We start from the raw sequence: 21,036 nt of genomic DNA on the forward strand, positions 1-21,036 counted from the left end.
AGGATTGTTGAAGATTACTGCTCAACGTTTTTTAAATAGATTGATTTTTAGGTAATATTATTTATCATACGGAAACTTGCGGGTAGATTTACGCATCATGGCTTCTATAATATCATAAGTGTTTTTACCAGATTTACGGGTTATCACTTTTTCGTATTTCCATAAAAGTTTGCCTGTATCCCCATCACTTAATTTTATGGCTATTCTACCATAATCGGAGGTTCCCGATATGAAAGACATAAAATCAAAATCTGTGGAAACCCCTTCAGAAATTAGTGCATTTAAAGTAAGATCGCCCGATATTAAGGCGTCTACATCCAGTATTTTACATAAATCTTGAGTGGTATAAATATCGAGATTCATCAAGTCGATATTCTCTTGTGCCAATAAAGCATTGGTGTTTTGTATGTCCTGAAATTCTATGCGGTAATCCTTACGCTTATGCATTTTTAAAAAATAGGTCTCCAAAGCATTTTGTACTTCGTAACCTTCTTTTTCCTGAAGCTTGTTTAATTGCTCGTTTGATAAATTTTTATTTTCCAGTTCCAGTCTTGCTTCAAAAGGTAAAATGGCAACTGTTTTATGGTCTTTGCTGAGCTCTTCAAAAGAATCACTCTGGTAAATTGTTTTTTGGCTGAATCCTACAACATTTATAAGAAGTACAACTAGGTAAAATATATTTTTCTTCATTTTTAAAACCTCAATCCTGCTTTAATATTAAAAATCCTTCCTGTCATGTAATTTGGTATGGCGTATTGTCGGTTGGTGTAATAATCGTTTACCCATGTATTGGTAATCGTATTTTGGATGTCAAAAATATTGAAAATCTCGAAGCCTACCTCAATTTCTTTGAATTTGTTGCTCCAATGCCCTGGTTTTGTAGTTTCTTTTCCGTCTACGATCACATAGTTTACGCCCATATCTACACGTTTGTATGATGGCAACCTAATTTGGTATTCGTAGGGATCGGCATAATTTGGGGATCCTCCGGGCACACCAGTATTGTATACCCCATTTAAATAGAGCTTTACATTTGGAATACTCGGGATATAGTCTTGGAACAGCACTGCAAACTTTAACCGCTGATCTGTAGGCCTTGGTATGTAACCACGGTCATCGATGTTCTCTTCAGTTTTTAGATATCCTAAACTAACCCAGGATTCGGTGCCGGGTACAAATTCACCATTCAATCGTAAATCGACACCATATGCGTATGCCACCGCATTATTGCTAGCTTCGTAACGTATGCGCACATTTTCTAGGGTATATGGATTTACATCGTCAATATATTTATAATAAGCTTCCGAGATAAGTTTAAAAGGGCGGTTCCACATTTTAAAGCTGTAATCGTGTCCAAAAACCACGTGGTAGGATTTTTGAGCTTTAACCTCTGGATTCACCATTCCTGTGCTATCCCGCAACTCACGATAAAAAGGAGGTTGTTGGTAAATTCCTACAGCCAATCTAAAAAGCATGTCTTTTTTCCAGTTTGGTTTGATGGAAAATTGCGCTCTCGGGCTCACAATAAAATGAGAAGCATTTGCAATGCTATCTCCAGAGATATTCCAATATTGAGCCCTTACACCAGCGTTTAACCAGACTTGGGCCTCCCCAATAGTGGTGAGTTTGCTCCATTGTGCAAATCCCGAAACTCTATTGTTACTAGTGTTGTTATTCGCATGTATGTTGTTAAAAGGTGGAATAACCCATTCGTTTGGAAAGTTTATGCTGTCGTTAGAAAACCCTGTAGTATCGATGGCTTCGAATTCATCCAATCGGTCATCAAATTTTTCGTAGCTGTATTTTATGCCCCATTCTACAGTTGTTTCTTCTTTTTCATAAAATCCCTTATGCTGAAGGTTAAAAATTGTAGCGTTCAAATTATTTTGAGCATATTCAAATTGACTACCAACGTCTACAAAATCTTCTACCAAACCGCCCATCTCTGGATTAATCTCACCAATACGATAGCGGGACGCTATCGTGTAGTGTTCTTTTTCTTCAGTATGAAAGAGAGATGTGATAAACTTAAGGGTCACACGGTCATTCAGTTGGTAATTACCCTTAAATGCCCCAAATGCTGTTTTATAGGAATCTTCTTCATCTCCTTGATAATCTACACGGATGGCAAGTGGATTATCGAAGGTGCCGGTGGTGGTTTGTCTGCTTCGGGGCTGGTAATCGTATTCATTAAGCGATAAATTTCCAAGAAATTGCAATTGAAACCGCCCAGACAATCTGTATGTTAAAAAGGTCTGTGCATCCGCAAAAATGGGATTGTAATTGGTTTCTACATCTTTACTGTTTACCAAAAGGCTATTATCCCTATAGCGTACACCGGTTAAAGAGGTAAAGCGTTTGTCTGTGGAAGCTGTTCCTAGAAATACGCTACCGCCTAGGAAACTGGCATTAAAACCACCCATTAATTGAGTGGGGGTCTTATAGGTTACATCGAGTACGGAAGAAAGTTTATCGCCGTATTTGGCTTGAAACCCACCTGCGGAAAAGTCTATATTTTGTATTAAATCTGTATTTATAAAGCTCATACCTTCCTGTTGCCCAGAGCGGATAAGAAAAGGCCGGTATACTTCAATTTCGTTTACATAAACCAAGTTTTCATCATAATTACCGCCACGCACAGCATATTGTGTGCTTAGCTCATTATTGGAATTTACACCTGGCAGTGTTTTCAATATATTTTCTACTCCCTCGTTGGCACCAGGAATGGTGCGTACCATTTCAGGGGAAATATTTTGTATACCTTCAATTTCTTTTTGATTGTTGGTGGAAATAATTACTTCCCCAATCTGTTCCACTTGGTCTTGAAGCACAGGATTAAATTCAAAATTCTCCCCTTTTTTTAAGTTGAGCTTTAAGTCTATTTTTTTAAAAGAGATATGGCGGAAGGTGATGGTTGCTTTCTTTTCCGCAGGTACAACCAGTTGATAAAAACCGTTATCGTTGGTTTCTGTACTGCTGTTTTCGGCCATGACAGCTACATTGGGAACAGGGGTGTTGTTTTTATCGAGCACAATCCCAGTAATGGTAGCGGTCTGACAGTAAACGGAAGTTATCGTCAAGAAACAGAGTGCAAAAAGCAGGCGGTTGGTTAAATTCAATGGTTAAAAGTTTTACTTCCTATGAAATTCGGCTTTAAAAGTAGTACTATTTCCCACATTATCTGTTACGATTACTTCTAAATTGTTGGCTTCATCACCAAAATCGATATCGCTAAGATCGTATGTTAAACTGTTTTCCTTGTATTCATATTCCATTAGAATCCATTCTCCATTTATGGTGGCACGGTAGGAGTTAATACCACTAAGGTCGTCTGTAATCTTTAATTTTAAATACCTAAAATTGGAAAGCCACTGTCCGTCCCTAAAATTTAATGGTCTTATTTTTGGGGCAACGGTATCTTTTGCGATCGTAAATTTACCCAAATCCCGGGTTCGTGTGCTTAAGGTGTTCCCTTTTCTGTAGGTATGCTCATAATAATAGTTTCCGTGTTCATCTTCGTGAGCAATAAAAAGTTTGTCTTTATTATTTTTGTCGAGACCGCTTATATCCATGCTTATGGTATAGTTGCTTTTTACGGGAGTTCGGGCGTTGTGTATTACGATACCGTCTTTGTATTCTGACAAATCAATAAAAAAGTCGAAATAAAATGTATTGGCGGGAAAAAATACAGAAGCGTTCCCTACGGAAAAGATATTATCCCTTGCAGCCAACAAGTATTTTCCGTTACTCGGATTGTTATTTGGTTTGGTATACTCCTGTTTTTTGCCTTCCACAGGAATGATAATGGTCGTTGTGTTTTCAGAAAAATCGGATACTTCCAAAGTAACTTGGTAAGACATGCCTTCTTCGATGGCGATTACACCGTTATCCCCTTTGTTTTTATAGATACTTAATTTGTTGTAGGGTTCTATATAGCATTTTTGTATTCGCGTTCTGCTATCTACATAGGTTGGGTAATCTATTAAAGTATTAATATATCGGCTCTCGTCAAACGAAAATTTTTCGAAGTTGTATTCAAAATTTACGGTGCCATTCACCGTAGTACATATTTTATAGGCTCCATTTTTATTGTATGCCATATCCAGTTGGTCGTAGGTTTCCACGCCGAGTCCAATATCCCCAATAGCTTCAATTTTATCAGCTATAAAGGTATTTTCATTTTCTTTGTGTAGACGCAACTCCATGCGATTGGTCGTATTGTTGACTGCTGATTGTTCCCCTATGGGATATGTATACACTCCCAAAACCCGTGGGGCTTTAGTGTCTTTAACCTCGTAACCAAATAATAAAGGGTTTATAGGTTTTGCACTGCTATCCCGAATTTCAAAATGTAAATGCGGGCCGCCGCTGCCTCCGGTGTTTCCACTGTATGCGATAAGATCTCCTTTTTTAAGCTGAAATTCTTCCGCGGTTGGGTAAATTTCAACTTCGTAAGATTGTTTTTTATATTGTTCCTCTTTTACAATTTTTTGTATTTCCGGAGAAAAACTCTGTAAATGCCCATAAACAGAAGTATATCCATTGGGGTGAGTAACATAGATAGCTTTTCCATAACCATAGGTTTGTACTTTAATTCTGGAAACATAACCATCTGCTACAGAAAATACTGGCAAACCTTCCCTTTGTTGGGTCTTAATATCCATTCCCGCATGAAAATGGTTGGAGCGTAGCTCTCCAAAAGTACCCGCTAAAACAATAGGGATATCCAGGGGAGACCGGAAATAATCGGTTGGATAATTGTTTTGGGAATGTATAAAATAACAAGATAAAACTAGTAATAACGACAGGTAGCGCATTGAAAAAATATTATGCAACAAAAGTAAGTAATAGATAATTAAACCGGAAAAATCTACGGTTAAAACGCATTTTTCCTTATCTTAGTATCATTAATATATTTCTGTTTGTACCAAATAGTATTAAAAGTTCTAGTACTAACTTGTTTTACAATTTATACTTGGCGATAAAATAGTTGTCGAGATGCGGGTAAATAGGTAATAACAAGTTTTAAAAGAATTTTTTATAATCTATTGTGAGGTATGCAAAGGTATATTAACTTTGTAAAGATATGCGTTGAATATTGCATGTATGAGTGAGATTATAGAAATTGTTGATTCTCTGGAAAGTAAGGTCGGAAAGCTGCTTGATAAGTTAAAGCAAGCGCAGGAAACCAACCGAAAATTAAAAGAAGAATTGGCCGCTTCTAAAAATGAAAATAAGGATCTAGCTAATTCCATAGAAGCATGGGAGGCTAATTATGAATCGCTTAAACTAGCAAATTCGATGCTTGGCAGTAATGAAAATAAAACTGAAGCTAAGCTTAAAATAAATACTTTAATTCGGGAAATTGACCAGTGTATAACTCAGTTATCCGAATAAACGTTCTAGACCACAAATGAAAGATAAGCTTAAAATTAAAATATCTATTGCAGATAGGGTATACCCGCTAACTGTAAATCCAGCGCAGGAAGAAGGTCTTCGTAAGGCCGCTAAAAAAATAGATAATTTAATAAAGGAATTTGAGCAGAATTATGCCGTTAGGGATAAGCAAGATGTATTGGCCATGTGTGCCTTGCAATTTGCTTCTAAGGTAGAACAAGAAGGTATTGATACTAACAAAACAAGTGAAGAGATGGAAGAGCGTTTAAAAGGTTTAGATGCTTTAATATCCCAACATTTGGGCTGAATGAAATAAAAATGTTCTTTTAAATAAAATAATGTTACTGCCTACATTGGTTGCATTTTTTTGACAAACTCAACAAGTATTAATTAAAAAAGGTGAGTTCAGATTGTAAAAGCAAGCCGCTCCTCTGATTAATTTCAGAACACAGGACTGCGGATCCTTGATCAGTTTGGTAGCCTTAAACCTGTTTATAGGAGTTTGTACAAAACTTCAATTACCAATGTAGGCTTTTTTTTTAAATATATATGTAAAGATGGACAATACACTATTGATAATAGTTGGAGTAGTGGGGATAATAGTTGGTTTTTTAATAGCCAAAGTGCTCGAAAAAAAGAACGCTACCAAATTAATCTCCGGAGCAAAAAGAGAAGCTCAAAAGATATTAAAAGAAGCCAAAACAGAAGGGGAAAGTATTAAAAAAGATAAAATACTACAGGCGAAGGAAAAGTTTCTTGAATTAAAAGCAGAACACGAAAAGGTTATCGTTTCTAAAGATAAAAAGATAGCCGAGGCCGAAAAAAGAACCCGTGATAAAGAATCGCAAGTTTCCAACGAACTTGCAAAGAACAAAAAACTGAGCGCAGAAATTGAAGCGAAAAGCAAAGATTACGATTACCGCTTGGAGTTTTTGGATAAAAAACAAAATGAAATTGAAAAACTTCATAAGAGCCAAATAGAGCAATTAGAAGTAATTTCAGGGTTATCGGCAGACGAAGCCAGATCTCAATTGGTAGAGTCTTTAAAGTCTGATGCTAAAAGCGACGCCATGGCTTTCATCCAGAATACCATGGAAGAAGCTAAATTAACTGCACAGCAGGAAGCCAAAAAAGTCATTGTTAACACTATTCAACGTATCGGTACCGAGGAAGCTATTGATAATTGCGTTTCTGTATTCAATTTAGAGTCAGACGATGTTAAAGGACGAATTATCGGTCGCGAAGGACGAAATATTCGTGCGTTGGAATCAGCTACAGGGGTAGAGATTATTGTAGACGATACTCCAGAAGCTATTATTCTTTCTTGTTTTGACTCTGTTCGTCGTGAGATTGCCCGATTGTCTTTACACCGTTTGGTGACCGACGGACGTATTCATCCAGCGCGAATTGAAGAAGTGGTTAAGAAAACCAAGAAGCAGATTGAAGAGGAGATTATAGAAGTAGGTAAACGTACGGTTATCGATCTTGGAATTCACGGTCTGCATCCAGAACTTATTAAAGCTGTGGGTAGAATGAAGTACCGTTCTTCATACGGTCAAAACCTACTGCAACACTCCAGGGAGGTAGCCAAGCTTTGTAGCGTAATGGCAGCCGAATTGGGGATTAACGCAAAAATGGCAAAAAGAGCCGGACTTTTACACGATATCGGTAAAGTTCCAGAAACCGAAATGGAAACACCACATGCTATTCTAGGTATGGAGTGGGCAGAAAAATATGGTGAAAAACCAGATGTTTGCAATGCCATTGGTGCCCACCACGATGAAATTGAGATGAAATCCTTGCTGGCTCCAATTGTACAGGTTTGCGATGCCATTAGTGGTGCAAGGCCCGGTGCAAGACGCCAAGTGTTGGATTCCTATATCCAAAGATTAAAAGACCTTGAGGAAATAGCTTTTGGTTTTACTGGGGTTAAGAAAGCATATGCGATACAAGCAGGAAGGGAATTAAGGGTTATTGTGGAAAGCGAGAAGGTTTCCGATGATAAGGCTTCAGAATTGTCTTTTGAGATTTCGCAAAAAATCCAAACGGATATGACCTATCCCGGACAGGTAAAAATTACTGTAATTAGGGAGACTAGGGCTGTAAATATTGCCAAATAGCAATCCCTTTAAAATATGTAGAAGCTCGGTAGCAATACCGAGCTTTTTTTATATGCAATTTATATTCAGTTAGTTAGTTATTTTTTTCAGTTTTATTAATTATATTTAAGTATAACTTTTCTTTCGGTTAACTAGAATATGTATTAAACTGATGAAGTCAAACTATTACATTGTTCTGCTCCTTTTAATATGGACTTTTCAGTCTTGTTCTTTGTTGCGTATTGAAAGCGCACAGGAACCTCTCACCAAGCGCCAATTAAACTCCAGACTGTTAACACAGCAATTTATTGCAGATGCCACCGATAGGGTAGAGGCGGCAGCAGATAGCATTATTGATTCTGAAGCAAATAAGGCTATTGAAAAAAACGCATATCTATGGAAGTTGAAGGCGCTAACGGCATACCGCGAAGTGGGTTTTCAAACCATGCCTCAATTGGCCCTGCTGGATTCATGGGAAATTAGTATTGCCATAGATAACTTTATGCAAACCAATAAGGCCAAGACCATGTTTGGGAAATGGCAGGATTACGTTAGCAAGGTATCGCATGCCAATACTTTGGAGATTGAGAGATATGCCAGGAGCCTTTTAGAAAAGGGAGAGTATGAAGATTTAAGGATTTTGGTGTATAATTATGCAGGAGAAAATCCAATTAATGAATTAACATTTCAGCACACTTCGATACGGGATGCTTATTTGGCTGCTCAAAATATTCCTGATAGTAATGCGGTCCAAACGGTTGGAACACTTTCGGAGGTAATGAATAACTTTTCAAACCGTTTGGTGTATACTTCCGAGAGTACAGGGAAACAGTTGCAGTGGAATGCAGAGCTCATTTTGAGGGAGCAGGGAGTAGATTCCGTCAGCTTGCAAAAAGCCTTTGAGAATATGGATAGAAGCTTGGATCGATTGGTCACCACCGCTGAAACTACACCAGAGCTATTGGATCAATCGGTAAAAGATTTTCGAGCAGATATGTATGTGTTGTTTCGTGGTTTACATTATGATATTGAAAGTTCCAAAGAATTTTTTTCTGAAGAGCGTGCCTCTATAGACACCATTATAGAAAGGGAAAGAATTGCGATAGATAGCTTTATAATGCGCGAAAGGAAAGCGCTTACAAAGGAAACAAATATTTTAGCTGAAAGGGTGGTAGACAATACTATGGATCACATAAAAGATATCATTACCAGCGTATTGTTTTACCTTCTGTTATTCTTCATTATTATTCTGTTTTTACCGTTTGCACTTGGTTATTATACCGGTAAGATTTTTCAAAAAAATAAAAAATTAAAGCAAGGAGAGTCAGATTGATTTTTTCCATTTGTATGGCTTTTTAGCAAGTGTATAAATTGGGGATTCAAGCTTATTTAAAATACCTTTTTGTTATTCAATTTTAGAAATTCGAATATCTTTATCTATATAAATTGTATCTTTCCTCTAGAATTTAATTAACATTTGAAACATGAAATTTTTACCCATAGCGGTTATTTTATTGCTTATTACAGGCTGTAAGGAAAACACTAAAAATACTGTGGAGACAGCTGATCCACAAACAAAAAATAAAGAAATGGAACCATCTAAAAAAGCCTCTACTTTTTATGTAGGTACTTATACACGTGAAAATGGAGAAGGAATTTATACCTACGAATTAACCGAAAACGGAAATTTAAAGAATGGTAAACTGGTTGCGAAAACCGAAAATCCATCATTTTTAGCATTTTCCGCTGACAAAAATTATCTGTTGGCGGTAGATGAGTCTAAGGATGGGGCAGTGGTATCTTTCAAGAGAGAACAAGATACACTAACATTTATAAGTAAGAGCCCGTCAGGGGGCGCACATCCATGCTACATCGTAAGTAATAAGGAGGGTTTTGTGCTAAATGCCAATTATAGTAGTGGTACGGTTGGATTGCATAAATTGAATGATAATGGAAAACTATCGAGCTTGTTAGATGTGCAGAAGCATACGGGAAAAGGTACTACCGACAGACAGGAAGGACCTCATGCACACTCGGTGTGGCTTGAGCCTACCCAAAATGAGGTAATTGCAGTAGATTTAGGAACCAATGAGTTGTGGTTCTCTAAAATTAATGCTTCCGGGAATAAGCTGGAGCCAAAAGAACCACAAAAATTAGCAATGGCCGATGGGGCAGGGCCACGCCATATGGATTTTCATCCCACTTTAGATATGGCATATGTTTTTAACGAATTGAACAATACCATTACCGTGCTAAATTATAACGATAAAGGAACATATGAAGTAAAAAATTCAATATCTACCTTACCTGAAGATTTTACGGATAAGAGCAAAGGGGCAGATATTCATATTTCTTCAGATGGTAAATTTCTATACGCATCCAATCGGGGGCATAATTCTATTGCCATATTTAAAGTCTTGGACGATGGGGGGTTAGAAAATATTGGTTATGAGTCTGTTAGAGGTGATGGTCCAAGAAATTTTTCTTTTTCGCCAGATGAGAATTTTCTTTTGGTGGCAAACCAATTTACCAACAATATTGTTTCCTATAAAAGGGATCGGGATTCAGGATTGTTAACATTTGTAGATGAGATTGAAGCCCCGAGTCCTGTTTGTATATTGTTTCAATAAAAAATAAGCTCCATCTATTTTTTAATAGATGGAGCTTACAAACTGTTTTTGTTGATCAATTACAGTTTTCCTAATTCATCACGGAGTTCTTCTTTGGTTTTACCCGTTTTTTCTTGAACTCTACCTAACATTTCATCAAATTTTCCTTCAGAATAGGTAAGGTCGTCGTCGGTAACATTACCATACTTCTGTTTTACTTTTCCTTTAATTTGATTCCACTTTCCTTCTAATTCTTTAGTATTCATAGTTCTATTTTTTTAATGATTAATTATATCTCTAAGATCGTATTATAAATATGCTTTTTGTCACAACCAACAGCCAATATTCTCTTAACGAACTGTTATTCTATCTAGGGTATCGTTAATTTATCTTAAAAAGCCTTTTTGCAAGGTGTTTCTCTGTATATATCTAAGTACCTTTTGATAAAATAGTGTAATAAGTATCCTAAGAATCAATTAATTTTATGGCATAAAACTTTATATACATGCCGTTAAAATTCAAATTCTTAATTACCAGTTTATTTTTTGTTTTTATAAATGTAATTACCATTCATGCGAAATATGTTGTAAAGAAATGGGATGTTTTAACCATTACTTTTCAGTCAAAACAAATGGTTGAGTCACCATTACTACAAGAAATAAATGTAATTTTCGAAAACGATGATAGGCAATTAGTAGTTCCCGCTTTCTACAATGGGGGAAAAGAGTGGATGGTTCGTTTTAACGCACCCGAAGAGGGGAATTGGAGATTTTATGTGGAGGCCAATGGAGTTTCTGTAAAACCTACCAAAGGTACTATAGAGGTGATGCCAAATAGTGAGAACAATCATGGCAGCGTGGTGGTCTCTAAGGAAAATAGGCGAAAATTTAACTATCAAGATGGCTCTCCATACAATGCTTTGGCGTTTGAAGCCGATTGGTTATTTGCTCTGGATGCCACCAACGGAAATGACATTCCAAAAACAAAAGAACTGGTGTCCCATATCAGGGAAAATAAGTTTAATCAAGTAGTCATGAATGTATATGCCTACGATGCCAGCTGGGGCGAAAAGGATAAAGTTAAGCCAGAAAACAATTATGCGAAACCTTCTTTTTTTCCATTCGAAGGAAGTAATGAAAATCCCGAATATTCCAATTTAAATATAGCGTTTTTTAAACATTTAGACCGAGTTTTAGAACACTTGAAGGAAGAAGGTATTGTATCCCATTTAATGATTTATGTATGGAATAAAAAAGTGAATTGGCCTGAGCCGAACTCTGAAGCGGATAATATGTTTTTTGATTATGTGGTGAAAAGATATCAAGGTTTCCCTAATTTAATATGGGATGTTTCTAAAGAGGCTTTAGATTACGGAAGGGATGATATGGGGTATATTACCGAGCGAATAGAGCGACTAAAAAAACTGGATGCTTACGATCGTTTGGTTACCGTACACGATTATAATTATTGTAAGGCTCATCCCGATAAGGTCGATTTTATTTCGATACAGCAGTGGAGTCCGAATCTACATCATCTAATGCTCGATACATGGGAAAAATACGATAACAAGCCTGTAATGAATATCGAGCACGGTGGCTATGAAAAAACCATGCATTCCATTTTCGACGGCCAGTATACCGATCCTTTGGTGTGTTTAGATAGAAACTATCAATGTGTTTTTGCCGGTACTTACAGTACTTATTATTGGCAAAACACATCTTGGTATAACGTTATTCCCGATCCCTTTTCCTTGCCGGAAGAAGAACAGCCGCACTTTCGATATTATAAATATTTAGCTGAATTTATGGCCAAATACAATTTTGAAAGATTAAGTCCGACACAGTTTTCTTTTACGCCTTATGCGCTGTCCAATAAACAAAATACCTGTATATTTTACGTTACAGGTGGCATGACATCGGTAAACGGACATATGACAGATTCAGTTTTAAACGGGCATGAGGTTAAGGTCACTTGGTTCGATCCTTTAACGGGAACGTATAGCGATGGCGGAACCTATAGTTTTAAAGATATAGTTTGGATGCATTTAGAAATCCCTTCAGCATTAAAGAATCAAAACGCTATTGTTATTTTAGAAAAGATATAGGCTTATAAATGAAGTCCACATTCGGTTTTAGGGCTGTTGTTCCATCTCCCGCTTCTATCTTCGCCAGGAACTGTGCAATGCTTACAGCCTATGGAATTATAGCCTTTGGCTACCAAAGGATGAAAAGGTAATTGGTGCTCTTTTATAAAATCGTCCCTATTTTCTTTGGTGATATCCAATAGGGGATAAAACTTTAAAATTTCACCACGCATTTCAAAAATATCCAGCGTCGACCGATGGTCGCTTTGCCACTCCATAAGCCCCGAGACCCAAACACTGTATTTGTTTTTTATAATGTCTAGTGGCTTTACCTTGTTTATCGAGCAACAAAATTCTGGATTTTTCTTATAGGTTTCATCTTTTACGGTAAACGCATGATCTTCTGAAACGGCACTAATAGACGCAACATTCAATCCATATAATTCGGTAAGTCTTTCCTTATAATCCAAGGTTTCAGGGAAGTGAAATCCCGTATCTATAAAGTAGACGCGTTGATTTTTATTTACTTCGGAAAATAGATGGAGTAAAAAGGCCGAGGTAGCCGCAAAAGAGCTGGTAAGCATGATTTCTAACTCATCAAAATCTGTATAAAGCGCTGCAATTCTTTGATGAATTGTGAGCGGTTTGTATTTTTTGTTGAGATCTTCGATCTGTTTATTGGTAAATACTCTTTTTTCCGTTGTAAGCATATCAGTCTATTTATTCTATAGAGTATAAGTTTAAAGATGCAAGATAGCTTTTTTATCGTTTGTACGGATGCTTCTTGTCGAAAAGTTAATTTGTTTTCAGTGGTTCCATCGAAAAAATGTATATTTTAGATTGCATAATAACTCTAATGCCCCAATGTTATGAGTGAAAAAGAGCAAAAACTTAGTCTGCTATCGGAAATGATAGCACTTATACAAGCCGATCATGTGGTTAATGAACAAGAGTATAATTTTATTTATGCGATTGCCAAACATATGAGTGTTCCCAAAGAAGATCTGGATGCTCTTTTTAATTCCAAAACTGCAAAATACATCCCGCCAACGCCAGAATCTGAAAGAATCCTGCAATTCCATCGATTGGTTTTGCTAATGAATATCGATGAGCAACAGCATCCCAATGAGATCAAACGTCTAAAAGAGTTTGGTTTGCGAATGGGGCTTAGCCCTTTTGCAATGGACAGAGTGCTGCAAACCATGGATAATTACCCGAATAGGGTTGTGCCGCCAGAAATTCTGGTAAATATATTTAAAACTTACTACAATTAATCTTTTACCTCGAAGTCTTCTAAGTAATGCTCTAACGTTTGTAGGTCCCTATCATTGCTAAGGTTCTTGCGGGACTCTTCCGCCAGTACTTTAACTTCGTTTAAGATAACATCCTTATAGCTATCGTCTGCACAGGGCTGGTATTGCAGGTATTTAAACATCACCAAAAGTTTTTGTACAATTATAATATCGTGTTTGCAATAAAGACGAATAGAGGCCATGACATTATATATGAGTTCTTCAAAACTTATGGAAACTTGATAAATGTATTGTTCGTCCTCGCGATAATAAATGCTTAAATCTTCTTTTTTCATTCGAAGCGCAAATAGTTCTGTTAAATAGTCAATGGCGTTGAGGGCAGTACCTGGATCATTTATGCCGGGGGACATGGCTTTCACCGTAATCTCCGTAATTTGCTTAAAAGCTAAAATATAATTGTTTTTTATAAGTTCTCCTTTCGCAAAAAGAAAGGCACCTAAAATTTCTTCAACAACTTCATCTTCCAATTCTTTTTCAGAAGAAAATAAGGGTACTCCATCTAGAATAAAATTTCCTTTGGCCACTAATATTTTAAACTTGGTTTCTTTATCTATCGAAATATCTATTAGGGCATCTATGGCAATATTTTGGAAATAACCAGACCTATTGGAGTTGTACTGATGCCAATTGGAGGTGTCGGGAAAATTATTTTCGTGCTTTCTTTGGTCTTTTACTAAGCTCTGCAACCTGTTTTTGGAGCTTTCATAGATATGTTCGAGAATGTTGTTTATCTGTATGGATTGCGAAATGGAATGAATAAAATAAATAAAGGCAGCCAAACAAAAAACGGTGAGGATAATACTAACCAATACGGAGAAGCCTGGTATTTTATCTTTGTCTGCGGTTGGCTCAATAGAAACCAGAATAAAAATACAGTAAAGCAAAGTGGCCAAATAAAAGCCTAAAACCAATTGATGCTTTCTGTTGGAGATAAGCCCGGGTAAGATCCTCGGGGAAAAATTGTTGGAGGCTTGGTTTAGAAGCACCATTACCATCGAGAAGCTAAATACCATTAAAGAGATGAGCCCGCCTATAAAAACGCCCAACATGGCGCGTGCAGTTTCTTCATTATCCAAAACCAATAGTGGAATGTTGTCCCTAAAGTATTTGGAGGCACCCAAGGTTTCCAAATAAATCATAATAAAGGCGAATACAGAACCTAATATGGCAATAACAGTTGGGTAAAAAGCAATCTGACTCTCAATACTGTCAAAGAAAGCCTTTAGTTTTCTAAATAATAACTTCATTCATAGCTGTTTTTACGCTATTAAATTTAATTGTTTCCCGGCTAATGACAGTAGAATGCTTTGGAAATAACTTAAAACATTATAAATACCGACTATTTGACAGTGTTTATTTAGTAATAAATGACAAAAAGTCATTAAAATTAAAATGGAATTGAATTTGTCTATGAAGGAATGAACATTTAATAAAATTAAAGTTTAATCAAAAAAATATAGAGTTATGAGTTTAGTTAGAAGAAACAACAATTTGTTACCAAGCTTTTTTGATGAAGTTTTTAAACCAGATTGGTTCGGTGGGATGGAAAATTATGGAGCTTCCGTTCCTGCGGTAAATATTAAGGAGGCAGACCATGAGTTTTCGTTGGAATTGGCTGCTCCCGGAATGAAAAAAGACGATTTTAACGTAGAAGTGGATAAAAATATATTGACTATTTCTGCGGAAGTAAAAAAAGAAAATGAAGAAAAAGAGGATGGAAATGGCGTTTATAGCAGAAGGGAATTTAGTTATAATTCCTTTAAGCGAGTATTTACGCTTCCAGAATCTGTAGATAGCGATAAGATTAATGCATCTTATGAAGACGGCGTATTAATCTTGGCTCTTCCTAAAAAGGAGGAGGCGCTACCAAAACCAAAAAGATTGATAGAGATTGCATAATCTCAAGGAATGATTAGTTTTTCATAATGTTAAGTTTGGTTAGTTAGTTAAAGAACACCTCAGTATTCTGGGGTGTTTTTTATTTGATCTTTTCGATCTGGTAATCGCTCATGCTAAGCAGGATTTTACCTGTTTTAACTTTTTGGGATCGCATTTCTTTTCTGTTTAGATCCACTTCTTTAGCAAGGTATTGTATGGGGAGTTTAATTTTTTCAATCTCAAAACTTATTACGATATCGCTAGGGAGAATGTCTTTTTGATTTTTGTAATCCATTACTACATTAAAAGTACCGTCTTTTTTTGTACTTATCTCACTTTTTTTAATTCGCTGCAGTTTAGGGTTTATCCATACAGTGGCAATGGCGAAATCAGCTTTTTGGTCTGTTGGGATAATGTTTAGTTTCTTAAAATTGCTACCTTCCAATGTTTCAGTGCCCCTGTCTACCGTTATAAATGGATGTTTAAATAGTTCGCGCATGGAGAGGTCTAGGCCGCGCTTGGGAATCATTACAAAATCGTTGGATTCAAACTGCATGGATTGCCCTTTTTTATAGTGCATTATCGCATATTTGGTAGGCATGTTAATAAAACTGATATCTACATTAAGTTCTACTTTGGCCGTGAAGGTTTCAAGGCTGTCCAATCGGGTTTTTATAATTTGTAAATCTGGGTCTATCTCTTGAGCGCTAAGCGAACTTACCAATAGAAAAATAAGGGCAGGGAAGATTCTTTTCAATTTTATGTTTTTCATTAAATAGGTAACCAATTTTCAATTTAAAAATAGCGATTTAAATAAGAATGCCCGCAGAAAGTTTTTAACTAATGTCCCTGGAATTAAAAACCACTATGCCAATAAAAAAGAATAGTATGGTATACCCAAAAAGCACTAAATTATTATGAATAATAGCATCCCAAGGGATTTCATTGTAAAAAAAGTACTGCCAGGTGTTATTTAATTTTGGGAAAAACCATTGATTAAAAATGGTGTTGCCGCTTTCAAATTTTTGCAATAGGTTGGTTAAGATTAAAAAGAAAGCTGCTACAATCCATGTTTTGGTGGCTTCCTTTAGAAGCACAGCAATAGTTAAACTTACAACAGAAAAGAAAACCATGCTGTTTATACCAGAAAGAAAAGCAAGCTGTAGTCGGTTTTGGGCATCTTCCGCCTCGAAAAAATTAAGATCTCCCAAGTACACTACTAAGTCCCCTTTTCCAAAAAATAAATAAGAAAAAAAGAAGGCAGAAAAAGCAGTAAGAATTACAACTACTACAGTAAAAAGTACTCCAACCAAAAACTTACTGCTTATAAATTTCCATTTTACCACTGGTTGAAGCATTACGGTTTGTATCGTATTATCTTTGTATTCGGTGGTTAAAATGCCAGAAATAATAATCATTAATATCAGCGGTAAATGAAACCATAAAGTGTTTAATATTAAGTAAATCATTAGGTTTCCATTTAACAGGGTGCCTTCAAAGTAAAAAGATTCCTTCAGGTTGCTGAGTAAAATATCGATTATAGCGCTCCCCTGAAAATAGGCACCAATGAGAATTAGAAACTCAATAATGAAAATAGCAGCTAGCGCATAGTAGGTTTTACCCTGTTTCAGTAATTTAAAAATTTCGGTGGATAGAAGGTTTTTCATAATTCTGGCTCAAACAATTCATCAAAATTAACTTCTGGGACGCATGCTGTAATATGTATATTTTCCTGTGCCAATTGCTGAAGGAGTTCTGGTACTTTTTCCTGTGAAATGTTTACACGGGCATTATTTTTTCTGAGCACGCATGGATACTTTTCTAGTGTTGTTGAATTTTCTATTCCTGAAGCATAAATAACGTAAGAATGGGTGTTTTTACTTATAATTTCCTGGGTTTTACCACTGTTTATTATTTTTCCTTTGTTGATAATATAAAGAGTGTCGCAAATTTTATGAAGCTCTTCAATGATGTGGGAGGATATAATAATCCCAATCTGCTGCTGTTCTACCAGCTGCAAAATAAGCTCCCGAATGGATTTTATACCGATGGGATCCAGTCCAGAAAAGGGTTCATCTAAAATTAAATATTCGGGATTATTGAGTAATGCCACGGCTATTCCCAACCGTTGTTTCATTCCAAGAGAATAATTTTTTACCGGATCAATCCTTTCAGGCGAAAGTCCCACTTTTAACAATTGCGCTTCTATGGTATTATTATTCACCTGGAGTCCTTGAATTTTGGAAAAGACTTTTAGATTCTCTTTTGCATTTAAGTATTCGTAAAGCGCAGGTTTTTCAATTATACCACCAATTGGTTTTGGTCTGTTTGAATCTATGGTAAGCGTTCCGGAATTGGGTTTTACAAGTCCAAAGAATATTTTAAACAAGGTGGTTTTTCCAGCACCGTTTCTTCCGAGTAGCCCTACAATCTCTCCTTTTTTGCAGGAAAGGGTAACTTTCTCGAGCGCTTTTAGGTTTCCGTAGTTTTTGGAAATATCCTTAGCGATAATCATATAGTGGATTCTAGTTGCAGGTTTTTAAAGTTGTATTTCGCCTGATAATTTTTTTCTAAAAATGTTCTCGACCAAAAGCTTTTCTTGAACAAAAAAAGCGGCTCTTTTAGCATAAAATAAGGAACGTAATGGTACCATTTTATTCCGCGTGAACGGTAATAAGATTTCAACTGTTCTTCCATCCCAAGTTCTTCCGCAGCAACTTCCGCAGCCATCCTTTGGCATTTAGAACCCATATAGGTTTCTGCAATACGTGGTTTAAATCCGTATTCGTACAATTGATCTTTGGCGCGTTTATAGTTTTGATAGCGTGACCAACCATCCATCATTACTAAATAAATATGTATAAAAGAAAACATAAAACACCAAGCCCAGAATACAATGGTAACTAAAGAAGACTGTTGTATGGCAGTATCTAAAAATCTCCAATAAACCCAAGATTCCAATATAAATAAAATCAGTGATAAATACAAGAGCCTCCCAACCCTTAAGTAAGAGATAAATGCAGGTGGTTGTATGGGAAGCGGGTTTAAAGCCAAAACGTAAAGCTTATTTCTTAATTTGAATCTTTTGGTAGCTTCAAATATACAATTATTAAAAATATACTTTTTTCCCTTCAATTTTACTTGCAATAATTTTGTAGAAATAAAATTATTATCAATATATTGTTTTCAAACTTTTTAAGGATATATGCGTATTAAATATAAGGCTTTTTTAAGCTTGGTTTATATAATTTTTGTCTTACAATTCAATTATGCCCAATTCGATTCTATACCAAAAATAGATTCCTTAAATCACGTTTCGACTTCTTTAGGGAAGTTAAATGACTCGAATATTGAAAAATATTTAAGCGAATACGTAAAGTTTGCATCTATAAGTGGTCATGAAAAAGAGGCAGGGGAATGGTTAAAAAAGGTTTGCGAAAATAACGGATTGTCCATAACACAAATGGGGAATAAAGATGCGGAATATAATTTTACAGCTTCACTATATCCGCTTTCTTCCGGTTTGCCAAATATTGTTTTTCTCAACCACATCGATGTAGTTCCTGCGGGGGATTTGGATAAATGGGAATACCCGCCCTTTTCAGGAGAAATTACCGATACCGAAATATGGGGGCGTGGTTCTTGGGATAATAAAGGAAATGCCATCATGCAATTGTTTAGTGTGGTGGAAATTTTAAATAAATACAAAGACATACAATTACCATTTAACGTAACTTTTTTGGCAGTTTCCTGCGAAGAAACCCAGTGTAGGGGAGGTGCCGAGTACGTCATTGAGCATTATTTGGATGAATTAAATCCGGCCGTGGTAATAGGCGAAGGACCACCAGCGATTAAAGGAGCCCTACAAACCAGGCCCGAAAAAGCAGTCTTTCCAATCTCTGTAGCGCACAAAAGAGCCCTTTGGCTTGAATTAAAACTTAAAATTAATACTTCTGCCCATGGTTCGGTCACTCCATTGCATTATGCCAACAAGGAGATGGTTATAGCATTGGATAATTTATTGGGTAAGAAACAAAAAGCAGTTTATACCGATCTTAATGTGAAAATGCTGAAGGATATGGGGAAATTGGAAAAAGGACTTACTGGCTTTGCCATGCGCCACCCCAGACTTTTTAGAATGTTTATTACGCCGCAACTACGCAAACAACCCGAGCTTTTCTCTATTTTTTCCAATACCATAACCCTTACCAGTTTAGAAAGTAATAACGATGTGGTAAATGTAATACCCAGTGAAGCTACCGCCCTTTTAGATTGCCGTTTATTGCCCGAGGCTTCAAAAGATGAATTTATTGAAGATATAAAAAGACGATTAAAAAATGACAATATTGAAGTTTCCGTAATCTATTCCATGCCAAAAATGGAATCTTCCGATGATAAAAGTATTTTTTATAAAAACCTTAAAAACGCGATTACCAAGACATACCCGAATACGGATGTTATTACGATTTTACTTCCAAACACCAGTGATGCAGGGGTTTTTAGGGCCAAAGGAATTTCTACGTTTACCACGGTTCCCATTCAGTTGGATATGAGTTATTTGGATAATATCCATAGTGAAAATGAACGTATTCCCCGTGGTGTTTTGGTAAAAGGAAAAGAAACATACACCAATTTTATAGAAGAGTGCTTAAATGATGATAAAGAGGAAAAGAAAAAGAAATTTTTAATTTTTAATACAAAAGAATAAATATTAAAGACCAACCATGAAAACCAACCCATTAATTACATCCTTATTGCTGTTTTTGTTAGCAACCAGCAGTATATTCTGCCAAGAGATCATTCCACTTTACGAGGGGAAAATACCAAATAGACTGGAGAAAGAAGCCAAGGAAATCCAGGAAGAAGACGGTATTTTAAAAATATCGAATGTGCAAAAACCTACTTTAGAGGCTTATTATCCAGCAAAAAGATATGCCAATGGCAAGGCGGTAATTATTTGTCCTGGTGGTGGTTATCATATCTTGGCTTACGATTGGGAAGGAACCGATATTGCCAAATGGTATAATTCTAAAGGGTACGCAGCATTTGTATTGAAATACCGCTTGCCAATAGCAAATACAGTAATCAATAAGAATGAAGTCCCCTTGCAAGATGCAAAAAGAGCGATTCAAATTGTAAGGAAAAATGCCGTAGCTTGGGGATTAAAGGAAGATGGAATTGGTGTAATGGGATTTTCCGCGGGAGGACATTTGGCATCTACATTGGGAACTCATTTTAATCAAGATACCAAAATACCAAACGACCCCTATAAAGACATAAGCGCCCGACCAGATTTTATGGTTCTGGTGTATCCTGTAATTACCATGAAGGACAGCTCCACCCATTCGGGTTCTAAAAATGCGTTATTGGGAGAGAATCCTTCTGAAGAATTGATAAAAAGATATTCCAATGAGCTTCAGGTAACCCCAGACACACCCCCTACATTTTTAGTACACTCTCAAGACGATATCGGTGTTTCTGTTGAGAATAGTTTATTGTTTTACAAGGCTTTAAAAGAAAAAAATGTGCCCTCTGAAATGCATTTATATCCAAAGGGAGGTCATGGCTTTGGTTTGGCGCTCAGCAACGATCATTTAAAAACATGGCCCGACCGTTTGTTTGAATGGCTAGAATTTTTGGAAGTCGAAAACCAATAG

The 21,036-nt window shown here is 36.3% G+C and carries 20 protein-coding genes and 1 other RNA gene; 11 read left to right on the forward strand and 10 right to left on the reverse strand.

Annotation, left to right across the window (positions count from 1 at the left end; genetic code table 11):
* Nucleotides 1-57 precede the first annotated feature (57 nt).
* Genes HX109_RS12205 through HX109_RS12215 form a run of 3 tightly spaced genes read right to left on the reverse strand, consistent with a single transcriptional unit; the run spans nucleotide 58 to nucleotide 4,817 of the window.
* Nucleotides 58-690, reverse strand: coding sequence for a hypothetical protein (locus HX109_RS12205; RefSeq protein WP_178952361.1), 633 nt, complete (start codon nucleotides 688-690; stop codon nucleotides 58-60).
* Nucleotides 691-692: 2 nt separating this feature from the next.
* The gene (locus HX109_RS12210; protein WP_178952363.1) at nucleotides 693-3,119 is read right to left on the reverse strand and encodes a TonB-dependent receptor; all 2,427 of its coding nucleotides are present in this window, start codon (nucleotides 3,117-3,119) and stop codon (nucleotides 693-695) included.
* 12 nt (nucleotides 3,120-3,131) lie between these two features.
* The gene (locus tag HX109_RS12215) at nucleotides 3,132-4,817 is read right to left on the reverse strand and encodes a M23 family metallopeptidase (protein ID WP_178952365.1); all 1,686 of its coding nucleotides are present in this window, start codon (nucleotides 4,815-4,817) and stop codon (nucleotides 3,132-3,134) included.
* Between the two features lie 289 nt (nucleotides 4,818-5,106).
* Between HX109_RS12215 and HX109_RS12220 the strand changes: the two genes are divergently transcribed.
* The 6 genes from HX109_RS12220 (at nucleotide 5,107) to HX109_RS12245 (ending at nucleotide 10,126) form a co-directional block, all read left to right on the forward strand.
* Nucleotides 5,107-5,397: a hypothetical protein gene (locus HX109_RS12220; RefSeq protein WP_178952367.1), complete on the forward strand. Its 291-nt coding sequence runs from the start codon at nucleotides 5,107-5,109 to the stop codon at nucleotides 5,395-5,397.
* A 16-nt stretch (nucleotides 5,398-5,413) separates the two neighbouring features.
* Nucleotides 5,414-5,704, forward strand: a complete 291-nt coding sequence (locus tag HX109_RS12225) for a cell division protein ZapA (protein ID WP_178952369.1) — start codon at nucleotides 5,414-5,416, stop codon at nucleotides 5,702-5,704.
* Nucleotides 5,705-5,771: 67 nt separating this feature from the next.
* Nucleotides 5,772-5,901: non-coding RNA, 6S RNA (gene ssrS / locus HX109_RS12230), on the forward strand.
* A 53-nt stretch (nucleotides 5,902-5,954) separates the two neighbouring features.
* Nucleotides 5,955-7,517 (forward strand): ribonuclease Y, encoded by a 1,563-nt coding sequence (gene rny / locus HX109_RS12235; protein ID WP_178952371.1) that lies wholly within the window; start codon nucleotides 5,955-5,957, stop codon nucleotides 7,515-7,517.
* Nucleotides 7,518-7,668: 151 nt separating this feature from the next.
* A complete protein-coding gene (locus HX109_RS12240; RefSeq protein WP_178952373.1) occupies nucleotides 7,669-8,829 on the forward strand; it encodes a hypothetical protein in 1,161 nt (386 codons plus the stop codon).
* Nucleotides 8,830-8,980: 151 nt separating this feature from the next.
* Entirely contained in the window at nucleotides 8,981-10,126 is a 1,146-nt protein-coding gene (locus HX109_RS12245; protein WP_178952375.1) for a lactonase family protein, read from the forward strand.
* Nucleotides 10,127-10,185: 59 nt separating this feature from the next.
* Here HX109_RS12245 and HX109_RS12250 read toward each other — a convergent pair whose 3' ends face one another.
* On the reverse strand, nucleotides 10,186-10,371 hold the full coding sequence (locus tag HX109_RS12250) for a CsbD family protein (protein ID WP_178952377.1): 186 nt from the start codon (nucleotides 10,369-10,371) through the stop codon (nucleotides 10,186-10,188).
* A gap of 239 nt (nucleotides 10,372-10,610) precedes the next feature.
* Between HX109_RS12250 and HX109_RS12255 the strand changes: the two genes are divergently transcribed.
* The gene (locus HX109_RS12255) at nucleotides 10,611-12,209 is read left to right on the forward strand and encodes a DUF5060 domain-containing protein (RefSeq protein WP_178952379.1); all 1,599 of its coding nucleotides are present in this window, start codon (nucleotides 10,611-10,613) and stop codon (nucleotides 12,207-12,209) included.
* A gap of 2 nt (nucleotides 12,210-12,211) precedes the next feature.
* On the opposite strand, the gene HX109_RS12260 is transcribed toward HX109_RS12255, so the two are convergent.
* Entirely contained in the window at nucleotides 12,212-12,898 is a 687-nt protein-coding gene (locus HX109_RS12260) for a phosphoadenylyl-sulfate reductase (RefSeq protein WP_178952381.1), read from the reverse strand.
* A gap of 159 nt (nucleotides 12,899-13,057) precedes the next feature.
* Here HX109_RS12260 and HX109_RS12265 point away from each other — a divergent pair, with 159 nt between their 5' ends.
* Nucleotides 13,058-13,462 (forward strand): TerB family tellurite resistance protein, encoded by a 405-nt coding sequence (locus tag HX109_RS12265; protein ID WP_178952383.1) that lies wholly within the window; start codon nucleotides 13,058-13,060, stop codon nucleotides 13,460-13,462.
* Here the strand turns inward: HX109_RS12265 and HX109_RS12270 are convergent.
* Nucleotides 13,459-14,748, reverse strand: coding sequence for a DUF2254 domain-containing protein (locus HX109_RS12270; RefSeq protein WP_178952385.1), 1,290 nt, complete (start codon nucleotides 14,746-14,748; stop codon nucleotides 13,459-13,461). The genes HX109_RS12265 and HX109_RS12270 overlap by 4 nt on opposite strands.
* Before the next feature lie 217 nt (nucleotides 14,749-14,965).
* On the opposite strand from HX109_RS12270, the gene HX109_RS12275 reads away from it, so the two are divergent.
* The gene (locus HX109_RS12275; protein ID WP_178952387.1) at nucleotides 14,966-15,400 is read left to right on the forward strand and encodes an Hsp20/alpha crystallin family protein; all 435 of its coding nucleotides are present in this window, start codon (nucleotides 14,966-14,968) and stop codon (nucleotides 15,398-15,400) included.
* A 79-nt stretch (nucleotides 15,401-15,479) separates the two neighbouring features.
* Here the strand turns inward: HX109_RS12275 and HX109_RS12280 are convergent, their stop codons facing one another.
* The 4 genes from HX109_RS12280 to HX109_RS12295 form a co-directional block, all read right to left on the reverse strand.
* Nucleotides 15,480-16,136, reverse strand: coding sequence for a hypothetical protein (locus HX109_RS12280; protein WP_255462692.1), 657 nt, complete (start codon nucleotides 16,134-16,136; stop codon nucleotides 15,480-15,482).
* Between the two features lie 79 nt (nucleotides 16,137-16,215).
* Complete coding sequence (locus HX109_RS12285; protein ID WP_178952389.1) at nucleotides 16,216-17,046, reverse strand: ABC transporter permease; 831 nt, start codon at nucleotides 17,044-17,046, stop codon at nucleotides 16,216-16,218.
* Nucleotides 17,043-17,894 carry an ABC transporter ATP-binding protein gene (locus HX109_RS12290; RefSeq protein ID WP_178952391.1) on the reverse strand — a complete coding sequence of 284 codons (852 nt, stop codon included), beginning with the start codon at nucleotides 17,892-17,894 and terminating at the stop codon, nucleotides 17,043-17,045. Before HX109_RS12290 ends, HX109_RS12285 begins: the two co-directional genes overlap by 4 nt.
* Entirely contained in the window at nucleotides 17,891-18,433 is a 543-nt protein-coding gene (locus tag HX109_RS12295; protein ID WP_178952392.1) for a hypothetical protein, read from the reverse strand. Before HX109_RS12295 ends, HX109_RS12290 begins: the two co-directional genes overlap by 4 nt.
* 151 nt (nucleotides 18,434-18,584) lie before the next feature.
* On the opposite strand from HX109_RS12295, the gene HX109_RS12300 reads away from it, so the two are divergent.
* Both HX109_RS12300 and HX109_RS12305 read left to right on the forward strand, forming a co-directional pair.
* Complete coding sequence (locus tag HX109_RS12300) at nucleotides 18,585-20,087, forward strand: M20 family metallopeptidase (RefSeq protein ID WP_178952394.1); 1,503 nt, start codon at nucleotides 18,585-18,587, stop codon at nucleotides 20,085-20,087.
* Nucleotides 20,088-20,103: 16 nt separating this feature from the next.
* A complete protein-coding gene (locus tag HX109_RS12305; protein WP_178952396.1) occupies nucleotides 20,104-21,036 on the forward strand; it encodes an alpha/beta hydrolase in 933 nt (310 codons plus the stop codon).

The organism is Galbibacter sp. BG1 (assembly GCF_013391805.1).
Taxonomy (GTDB): Bacteria; Bacteroidota; Bacteroidia; order Flavobacteriales; family Flavobacteriaceae; genus Galbibacter.